Consider the following 9,037-nt stretch of genomic DNA (forward strand, 5'->3'; position numbering starts at 1 on the left):
AATTCGCCCCAACCGTAGAGGCCAAAAAATCAAAAAAATCCCACAAATCAGCTACGCAAAGTTCCGTCTATTACAAAAACTGTACAGCTGTTAAAAAGGCAGGTAAGGCACCTCTCTACAAAGGTGATCCCGGCTACCGCTCAGCACTCGACCGTGATCATGACGGAATTGCCTGCGAAAAATAATCTCTCATTACATTTGAATGGGTATAATGCACAAAAAGACCTTGCGGCCGCAAGGTCTTTTTCATATTTCTTAATATTTATAAAGCATAGCAACCAACTGATATCCGGCTCCAATTGTCCAGAACAGCACATAATCACCGCGCCGGATGCGACCGGATTCAATCCCTTCATACAAGGCAATGAACGGGCTACTGGTACCCGTGTAGCCATAACGATCACCCACATAGATCATTTGGGCGTCCTCCAGCTTCAAGTGCTCCTGAATCTTCAATACATTTGCCAGGGAAAACTGAGACAGGCAATAAGCCCGTACATCCTGAGGCGCCAGTCCGTTCTTCTTCAAAATGCGTTCAAGCAGCTCAAATGTAGGGGGCAAGGCCATATTAGCGTCAAACGGAAGCCACTGAATATATTTTCCCGGAGCATCTGCTTGGAGTGTTGCCGCTAATCCCTGAGCCGGGTACAAAATTTTATCTATGTTGACCGGGTCCGTAAAATACATAGAATCCATAAAACCTGTATCCTCTTCTGTACGCTCCAAAATAACCGCACAAGCGGCATCCCCATAATTCGCATAAGTAATTTCATCCTCAGGACCAGAAACAAGTGAATTATAATCCGAACCAATGATAAGTGCTGTCCTCACGTCAGGACTAGACAGCATGGATCGGCTGGCTTGATCGACAGCCACCGTCATGCCTGCACAATTCGCGTTAGAATCCATGACAACCACGTCATGTCTGGCCTCAATCGCTTGATGAATAAATAGGGCATTCATAGGGAAGAGTGACTCTGGGACTTGGGTGGAAAACACGATCATGTCCACATCACAGCCTGTCATTTGAGCTTGATCCAGTGCTTTCTTGGCAGCCGCGATCCCCATCGTCAAACCGTTCTCATGCGGGCTATCAATAATGTAACGCTTTTTCCTGCCCATATGCTCCATGAAGCGCCGAATATCTTTGCCCTGTTCATCAAAATGACGAATATAATATTCGTTATCCACCGAATGAGGCGGATGATACACACCCAATGCCTTTATTCTAATGTGGCTCATCAGCAGGATCCCCCTTACACATTCATCTCGCTGTTTATCACCGCTTCAGAGCATTATTGTACGACGACATCTACGTTATTTAATCCCGCTTCACGTGCTACACGGCCGAGTTGCATTTTAATAATCGTTTGTTGCAGGCTGATAACAAAAATCACTTTGGCAAACCCGGTTTCTTTATACCGTACAAAAGAACCTTTCAGTTTTTCTACTTCTTCCGGGCCCAGCAGTGCCATTTGGGTGCAGTCTACTTTGAGCGTAAAGCTGGATGACTGAATGGAGGATGTCTTGGATGCATACTCTTTGACAAAGTTATCATACTCAGTCGGGCTAAACACACCGTTCACCGCCATATGTACCGTTTTAATGGTTTGATCCACTTCGATGCTGTAAGGATTTTGACTCATTTCAGTAAGACTCCTTTGATTTCATATTTTTGTCTATTAAGATTATCGGAAAAATATGTAGAAATTTTAATATTAAAATAGATAAATCGACACTAATATATTACAAATTTGTGAATATGAAAAAAAGCCGCCACTGCTCCTGGCTACAGGGAGCAACTGGCGGCTGACGAGTGACGTGTTCTTACGTTGAATTAATTTGTAAACGTATGGCGGCCGAGTGAAATGACAGCCGGACGGCTCTTGCTCCACTTAGCTGTGGCAATGGCCGGATTGTAATAAAACAGGGACCCGTTCGTCGGATCAGCACCATTAAGAGCCTGTCTTGCCGCACGATACGCGGTCTTGTTCGGTTTCAGGCGGTATTGACCATCCTGTACAGCGGTGAACTGGCCTGGCTGCAAAATAACGTCCGGAATCGAGCTTGGAAATTCATTGGACTGCACACGATTTAATACGACCGCCCCCACGGCTACCTGCCCTTGAAAAGATTCCCCGCGTGCCTCGGCATAAATAATCCGGGCCAGCTCCTCCAGGGCGGTTAAACGCACCTTCCCGAAGGAATCCAGCTTGGCTTGCGTTGCCGCTCCGGCTACACCGTCGGGCGTAAGGCCGTAGTCCCGTTGGAAACGGGCAACTGCTTTACTGGTCAGAGAGCCGTAATATCCGGTAAAACCGGCTTTGAAATAGCCGAGCGAATGAAGCTGCTGTTGAAGCTTCAGCACCTGCTCACTCTGAGCCCCTTTCGTCAACGCTGACGATTGCGCTTGTACTTGTCCTGGCGTAACCGACAACACAGCGCCCAGCATACATGCGCAGGACAGGACCAACATAGATAATTTTTTCATATTCCAGACAACCTCCTCTTTCTTGTTCTGTCCGGTACAACCTCTCCGGCCTGTACAACTCAGGGGCGTTTATCCGATGTGTTTCTTCTGCTATAGCTTATGCCTAGCTGCGGAAATGACGCGTTGCTACATACGGAATCGGACAAAGATGCTCTCACACGTCCGTTGCAGTATACCACAAGCCGCATTTACGTATCATCCGGCTCTGGTCCTATGACTGCGCATACAAATAACGCTAGCCTTAGTGGACTGACGAGTGCCCCTATCCTTGCACACAACATTGGGCGAATGCATAGGGTAGCTGTACGATCATCAAATTCTGAATAGCAGAAAGGCAGGAACGACGCGTGGATTCATATATGGATTACACCTCTCCCTCCGCACAATTTACTTATGATTTAAAAGACAATGTTTTATTTCAAAAGGATGCTCAAAACTACATCAACGAGCTTTCAATCCAGCAACTAAATACGTTGGCGAATATATCGCTGCTGGATATTTACCTCAGCACAGCCAACGTCGTAGAGCCTCATTACCACCAAAATGCAGCAGAACTGGTATACTGCGTCTCTGGAGCAGTGACCGTGTCACTAATTAACCCTTTCACCCGCGAGTTGCACCATTTCCCGCTCATACCTGGTCAGGTCGCTAATGTTCCCCAGGGATGGTGGCACTACGAGGTCGCCACAATGGACCATACTCATTTGATAGCGATTTTTAATGCCCCCGTCCCTGAATTCATCCTCGGCTCCGACATCTTGCGATTAACGCCAGGCAATATTCTGGCTCATACCTACTGCCTGAATGAGAATAAAATTCAGGAAGCGCTCGCTCCTATTAAAAAAACTGTGATCATCGGTCCACCCAATGACTGCAAGCACCAGCAGACCAAAAAGCCGGGAATACATGTGAGACTTGCCGATACTCCCCCTCACCAGCAGGCTACCCCGGAAAGGACCTATGCCCCTACAGACGTATATCCCGGCTTCGCCTTTAACCCTTATCACGAATGGGCCTAACCCGATAAGATCATAAATCGGTGGGAATGCCTTCTCCCTGTATATTAGCCGTTACCGTTACATCATTCCTCTCATAAAATGCGAATGTACAAGAGGGGGTGATTGAATGGACGCTTATTACAACTGCTTGGGCTGTATGAACAGACAGGTACGTGTTTTGACCATGGACGGACAACAGCACGAAGGAACCATCGTGAAGGTGGATCGCAATAACGTGTACTTAAAAAAAGAATCAAACGGGCGTGTTCAAACATCTGCTTTCTATCCTGGTTATGGATATGGTAATCAAATCTTAACCTTGAGCCTGTTCACCCTGTTGGCAATTGCTTTAATTTAAGTCCACTGCACCGTCAATCCCTGTCTACCAAACTAGGACACCTCTGATGACAGCTACCACCCCCGACACTCATCCGTCAGGAAGTGGTAGCTGCTATTTGGGGTGTTTTACAATACAAACAAGCCATTTGGATCTCCTAAAACGCTTAAATCCCTCACCAGCTATACCGGTGAGGGATTTAATATACTCATTTCAATTTAGATCCAAAACGACTTGGTGATGATGACCAGCAGAATGAACAGTACCAGGATAGCCCCTGTCGATGTCCAACCTCCGTAGCCTCCAACTTGACCGCCACAACCTCTTTCGCATTCACCCATGGATAAGTTCCTCCTTCATTTCAAGGTACATCATAGCTTATGTATAGAGGCTTCCTATGGACCGGGCTTATCGGCAATGAAATGATTCTCTCCGTCGACTGGGCATCCGCCTACACCCTTTCTGGGCAGGAGCATAAGATATCACAATTAATCCTGAAGGAGTGAAGCAATTGAATCCAAATCAAGCGCTCAATTACAGTACGAATCAACCTTTTCCCCATCACCACCATACCCCGCATCATATCATGGTAACTCCCGTAGACCCGTATGTCGTAGAAACATTAAAATCGGTCATTGGCAAATATGTTGTACTGGAGACCACACGCGGCAGAATTGACGGATGTGTAGTGGACTGTAAACCTGATCATGTCATTTTGGATGTGTACGGAAAGAAATTCTTTGTCCGGATCTGCGAAATCGTATGGATTATGCCCAACTAAACGATTAGACGCCAAAAATCCTCGCCGATCCTATGCCGGATTCGCGAGGATTTACTATTGTCATAAGCTTCTGCTATTCAATATCTCCCGCCAGCGAAGAACGGAGTTCATCTATCGTTCCATTGAATTCATTCAAATCCACATTACCAAGGATACCGGGAACACTACCTGTGCTACTGTACTGCCAGGCCCACCAGTTATCCCAGGCTGGAACTGCAGTCGGTTTTTGAGTGGTGCTGTATCTGGCTACCCACAATTTATACATAGAAAGTGTAAGATCAAACTTGGAAGCAAAGACATTTCCCGTGTACACGATTGGCAGACGTCCGGTAAGCTTCTCCGTTTCATCCAAAAATGCATGAGCCACCTCACTAATTTGCGCAGGAGTAAGACCTTTTGGGTTATTTTCATAATCCATCACTGGTGGCAGATCCAGACTGCCCCCTGCCGATTCTATAGCTCTGGCAAAATTAGCAGCTTCCTGACGAGCACCATCCGTAGTTGTAGCGTTCAAAAAGTGATAAGCACCGACCAGTATGTTGGCATCCCTCGCTCCCTGAACATTTGCTAAAAATTGATTATCTTGGTATGTTGTCCCCTCAGTAGCCTTGATGAAAGCAAATATCTTGCCTGCGGCAGCAACCTGCTGCCAATCTATATTGCCATTATAGTGAGAGACATCGATCCCTTGAGCATGTCCGTCGGAAGAGATGACAGGCTCAGGGACGATTGTATCAGGAGCTATAGTAGATGTAACAGGCTCAGTAGATGTTGGCTCCAGTGTTTCTTCTAAATCCTGATTCAAAGAAACACTACTTCCGCTTGAGACTGGCGGGGAAGTCAGGAACACCGTTTTTAACTTGCTGCTCCATGTCACATCAAGCCCTGTCTGTTCAGATACAAAGCGAAGAGGAACATAAGTCGTTCCGCCTTTAAGCAATGGAGCTACCGTTAACCCCATTTGATTACCATCGACTGACGCTATGGGGCTATTTACCTGGAGGCTGAGGTTATGATCTCGATCCTGTATCGTTACCGTACTTGTCTTGGGCTCCCAATTGACCTTATAACCCAATTCCTCCACAATGAGACGAAGAGGAACTAATATGTTTCCTTTGACTTCCTGGATCTGAATTCCCTTCGCAGTACTTAAATCTTTACCATCCAGCTCAATATGTGAACTTGAAGACGTAGCGTGAGTTTCCCCTGGAAATACCCATAAAAACAGAAATAAAAAAGCCAAAAAACAAATTTTCTTCATTATGTACCCTACCATTCTATAAATTTTCACTTCAGGATTTTGCGAAATTCGATTCCAGTCGCTCCAAGGTACAATATATAGACGAATAAAATCATTTCGATCTATATATTCCTGATTACACGTCGCTTTGTGGATTTTTGCAAAATCCTCACTTATGAAAATCGTGCAATCTAGTATCCTCAGTACCCGCCATTTTGATAGACGCCAATAATATGTAAAAAGTTACGGATAAGTCATCACATATCTCAAGTTTATCATTTACAGCACTAAAAAGTCTCTACCAGCTACATAGCGAGCAGAGACTTCTTTTGTATCCATATTCACACGGTTAAAAATGTTAAGCCTGCAAGAATGACCGAAGTGATGGACAGCACCAGTAAGGGAAGCACCGCTTTCTCCCGCAAGGTCTTAAAGCTCACATTCAGCCCCATGCCTACCATTGCCATCGTTAGCATAAATGTGGTGATGTGAGAAAGTCCGTTCATCAGACTAGAAGGAACTACGATATATTTTCCCAAAACATAGCTACCGATCAAACTTGTTATGACAAATCCAATGAGAAACCAGGGGAACTCCATTTTCGCATCCGAGTGGATCTTTCCGGTTCGCTTCATCCAGTACATGAACATAAAGCTAAGCGGTATTAGCAAAAAGACACGGCCCAATTTGGCTAGCAAGCCAATCGCGAGAGCATCCTGTCCGGCAGGCTCGGCAGCTAAAGCCACATGTGCAATTTCATGCAAACTGATGCCTGACCATATTCCATATTGCATATCCGTCAAAGGAAGCCAAGGTCGAAGCACAGTAAACAAAATGGCAAATACAGTTCCGACCAAAGCAATGAGCCCTACTCCTATAGCCGTATCCTCATCCTTGGATTTCAACAGGGGAGAAACAGCCGCAATCGCAGCCGCACCGCAGACACCTGTCCCAATACCGAGAAGAAGCGAGAGCGAAGCATCTGCCTTAAAGCGCTTGGCCAGCCACATGGTAAACAGGATGGAAAATACGACGGTGCCCACATCACGCAGGAGCAAGCCCATACCGTGATGAATAACAACATCCATATTGAGCTTTAGTCCGTATAATACGATAGCCCCTCGCAGCAATTTTTTAGCCGAAAACTCAACCCCTGAGCGTAAAGCTTCGGGATATCCCCATAGCTGTCGGTATAAGACAGCGAGAAACATGGCGCAAGCCAAAGGACCTACATAATGAAAGCCAGGTATTTCGTTCAGACCATACCCCACGGATGCAAATATCATGGTCAGTCCAATGCCTAAGATACGCTGGATAAAGCGATTTCGATTAGAGTGTGGGGAACGCTTTTGTGATAAACCGGAACTTAGTGAACATTTCATGCGCTTTATGTGACTGCTCATGGTGAATACCTCCAATTCTGTCTTCATAAAGCTTAATGCGTATTTTGTCATAAGGAAAATAAATCATTATAATAGTATCCATAAGTAAATACATATGATGAAAATGGAGGAGTTGGCTTTGGATCAATCTTTAATCGTATTTGTTATGGCAGCGGAGAAACAAAACTTCACAAGAACAGCCGAAGAGTTACACATGACCCAGCCTGCCGTAAGTCAATACATTCAAACGCTGGAGCGTACGATGGGAGCCCGGCTTTTGGAGCGAAGTAATAAATATGTGCGTTTAACCAAAGCCGGTGAAATTGTATATCACCATGCCCAGGAAATCATCCGTCTCCATACTCGAATGCAGTATTTGGTGGACGAGCTGATGAATACGGCAAAAGGCAATCTATCCATTGGCGCAAGCTACACATACGGAGAATATGTACTACCGCATGTGATTGCGCAAATGAGAAGTCAATATCCACTCATTCAGCCCTCCATTAGCATCGGCAACACTCAGGAAATCGAAAGATTGGTGATTAGTAATCAACTGGATGTAGGGATTATTGAAGGACAATTTCAACATGACCATTTGTATATTGAACCGTTTGCAGAAGATGAAATGTATATCGTCGTTCCACATCATCACCGTTTGGCTGGTAAATCTCAAGTGAGTTTAAGTGAGCTACAAGAGGACATATGGATTCTGCGCGAAGAAGGCTCTGGAACCCGGGAAGCGGCGGAAAAGATGTTTGCACGATTTCAGTTTGCCCCTGCTCATATTATGGATTTTGGCAGCACTCAGATTATTAAAGAGTCTGTAGAAGCAGGCTTGGGCATTTCTTTGCTGTCACAATGGACGATTCAAAAGGAACTCACCTTGGGCACTTTAAAAGTGTTGGATATAAGCGGCTTCCCGGTCGTTCGAAAATTCTCTTTTCTGACCCCTTCTGCGGTATTTGAAACGAAAGCGGCTACCGTTTTTTTAGAGGTTTTACGAGGTTATAACGTGAAAAGGTGAAACTCAAAAGCCATGAAAAAAGCACCCCTGAAGGTGCTTGACCTTACTCGAATACATCCGTGAATGTTCCTTTGGGCTCTTTTAATAAAGACTGTCTGGCTTCTAATAACCAGGGATGCACAACCTTCATCTTCTCTTTATTGCTCCACACATGGTTAAAATAAATCATAATCGCTTCATCCAACAAATGATCGTTCACATTCTTCCTTATCTCTTTTAGAAAAGGCGCGGCGTGTGCTTGATCCCATGACAATTTGTCTCCTACAAATAAAATCTTATCCAGCAGACTCATGGACTTCCGCAGCGTCGTGTGACATTCAATCGCATTCAGCAGCATCGGATCCGTTAGTCCAAAGATCTGAATAGTCATCTCTCTGGACAGCTTTTGGTGCAGGATATACGGAAATGCTAATTCTTCTTCTAAAATGGGGATATGGTTTGTTAAAAAGCTTCTCTACGTCCGAAAATAGATCCCCGGTAAATTCAAGCTCAGCAATGTAATGATGTAACACGGGATTCATGAATTTCTTCCTCCACTTCGCTTATTCCGATGATTTTACTATAAAATGTACATAACGCGCCATTACGCAAGCGGATGGTGCTTCCCATCGCTGTTGCTGCTTGTACATCACCATTCCGCCTACTCCGTTTTTCATGTGAATTTTTCGTTCAGCTCATATCATGAAAAAGATCCAAAAGGGGCTGTCCCATAAGTCATAAAATTGGCTGGAGACGGCCCTTTTCTCTAAATTGTAAAACAAAAAGAAACCAGTCGTCGTGT

General features: G+C 45.1%; 11 protein-coding genes and 1 pseudogene. 5 read left to right on the plus strand and 7 right to left on the minus strand.

All coding sequences use genetic code 11. The features are described from left to right. Positions 1–17: 17 nt before the first annotated feature. Positions 18–185, plus strand: a pseudogene (locus QD47_RS22570) (excalibur calcium-binding domain-containing protein); the annotation flags it as partial. 70 nt (positions 186–255) lie between these two features. On the opposite strand, the gene QD47_RS22575 reads toward QD47_RS22570, so the two are convergent. The 3 genes from QD47_RS22575 to QD47_RS22585 all read right to left on the minus strand — a co-directional run bounded on the left by QD47_RS22575 (position 256) and on the right by QD47_RS22585 (position 2,491). Beyond that, positions 256–1,242, minus strand: coding sequence for a ketoacyl-ACP synthase III (locus QD47_RS22575; protein ID WP_044648240.1), 987 nt, complete (start codon positions 1,240–1,242; stop codon positions 256–258). Between the two features lie 53 nt (positions 1,243–1,295). Further along, the gene (locus QD47_RS22580) at positions 1,296–1,646 is read right to left on the minus strand and encodes a hypothetical protein (protein WP_044648241.1); all 351 of its coding nucleotides are present in this window, start codon (positions 1,644–1,646) and stop codon (positions 1,296–1,298) included. A gap of 191 nt (positions 1,647–1,837) precedes the next feature. Then, the gene (locus QD47_RS22585; protein WP_044648242.1) at positions 1,838–2,491 is read right to left on the minus strand and encodes a cell wall hydrolase; all 654 of its coding nucleotides are present in this window, start codon (positions 2,489–2,491) and stop codon (positions 1,838–1,840) included. A 347-nt stretch (positions 2,492–2,838) separates the two neighbouring features. On the opposite strand from QD47_RS22585, the gene QD47_RS22590 reads away from it, so the two are divergent. Then, on the plus strand, positions 2,839–3,510 hold the full coding sequence (locus QD47_RS22590) for a cupin domain-containing protein (RefSeq protein WP_044648243.1): 672 nt from the start codon (positions 2,839–2,841) through the stop codon (positions 3,508–3,510). A 106-nt stretch (positions 3,511–3,616) separates the two neighbouring features. Then, complete coding sequence (locus QD47_RS22595) at positions 3,617–3,847, plus strand: LSm family protein (protein WP_044648244.1); 231 nt, start codon at positions 3,617–3,619, stop codon at positions 3,845–3,847. A 197-nt stretch (positions 3,848–4,044) separates the two neighbouring features. On the opposite strand, the gene QD47_RS33785 is transcribed toward QD47_RS22595, so the two are convergent. Next, positions 4,045–4,167: a hypothetical protein gene (locus tag QD47_RS33785; RefSeq protein ID WP_268794268.1), complete on the minus strand. Its 123-nt coding sequence runs from the start codon at positions 4,165–4,167 to the stop codon at positions 4,045–4,047. 170 nt (positions 4,168–4,337) lie between these two features. Here QD47_RS33785 and QD47_RS22600 point away from each other — a divergent pair, with 170 nt between their 5' ends. Continuing rightward, positions 4,338–4,607, plus strand: a complete 270-nt coding sequence (locus QD47_RS22600; protein ID WP_044648245.1) for a YuzF family protein — start codon at positions 4,338–4,340, stop codon at positions 4,605–4,607. Between the two features lie 73 nt (positions 4,608–4,680). Here the strand turns inward: QD47_RS22600 and QD47_RS22605 are convergent, their stop codons facing one another. Both QD47_RS22605 and QD47_RS22610 read right to left on the minus strand, forming a co-directional pair. Further along, the gene (locus QD47_RS22605) at positions 4,681–5,868 is read right to left on the minus strand and encodes a GH25 family lysozyme (RefSeq protein WP_044648246.1); all 1,188 of its coding nucleotides are present in this window, start codon (positions 5,866–5,868) and stop codon (positions 4,681–4,683) included. Between the two features lie 320 nt (positions 5,869–6,188). After that, positions 6,189–7,250, minus strand: a complete 1,062-nt coding sequence (locus tag QD47_RS22610) for a YeiH family protein (RefSeq protein WP_152643852.1) — start codon at positions 7,248–7,250, stop codon at positions 6,189–6,191. A gap of 118 nt (positions 7,251–7,368) precedes the next feature. On the opposite strand from QD47_RS22610, the gene QD47_RS22615 reads away from it, so the two are divergent. Beyond that, positions 7,369–8,256 carry a LysR family transcriptional regulator gene (locus tag QD47_RS22615; protein WP_044648247.1) on the plus strand — a complete coding sequence of 296 codons (888 nt, stop codon included), beginning with the start codon at positions 7,369–7,371 and terminating at the stop codon, positions 8,254–8,256. A gap of 43 nt (positions 8,257–8,299) precedes the next feature. Here the strand turns inward: QD47_RS22615 and QD47_RS22620 are convergent, their stop codons facing one another. Continuing rightward, complete coding sequence (locus QD47_RS22620; protein WP_152643853.1) at positions 8,300–8,626, minus strand: hypothetical protein; 327 nt, start codon at positions 8,624–8,626, stop codon at positions 8,300–8,302. Between the last annotated feature and the right edge of the window lie 411 nt (positions 8,627–9,037).

The sequence above is a fragment of the Paenibacillus terrae genome (assembly GCF_000943545.1).
Taxonomy (GTDB): Bacteria; Bacillota; Bacilli; order Paenibacillales; family Paenibacillaceae; genus Paenibacillus; species Paenibacillus terrae_A.

Bases quoted from the DNA above. Each gene is read 5' to 3' on its own strand.
- QD47_RS22575 (WP_044648240.1), bottom strand. From the start codon at position 1,242: ATGAGCCACATTAGAATAAAGGCATTGGGTGTGTATCATCCGCCTCAT.
- QD47_RS22580 (WP_044648241.1), bottom strand. From the start codon at position 1,646: ATGAGTCAAAATCCTTACAGCATCGAAGTGGATCAAACCATTAAAACG.
- QD47_RS22585 (WP_044648242.1), bottom strand. From the start codon at position 2,491: ATGAAAAAATTATCTATGTTGGTCCTGTCCTGCGCATGTATGCTGGGC.
- QD47_RS22595 (WP_044648244.1), top strand. From the start codon at position 3,617: ATGGACGCTTATTACAACTGCTTGGGCTGTATGAACAGACAGGTACGT.
- QD47_RS33785 (WP_268794268.1), bottom strand. From the start codon at position 4,167: ATGGGTGAATGCGAAAGAGGTTGTGGCGGTCAAGTTGGAGGCTACGGA.
- QD47_RS22605 (WP_044648246.1), bottom strand. From the start codon at position 5,868: ATGAAGAAAATTTGTTTTTTGGCTTTTTTATTTCTGTTTTTATGGGTA.
- QD47_RS22610 (WP_152643852.1), bottom strand. From the start codon at position 7,250: ATGAGCAGTCACATAAAGCGCATGAAATGTTCACTAAGTTCCGGTTTA.
- QD47_RS22620 (WP_152643853.1), bottom strand. From the start codon at position 8,626: ATGACTATTCAGATCTTTGGACTAACGGATCCGATGCTGCTGAATGCG.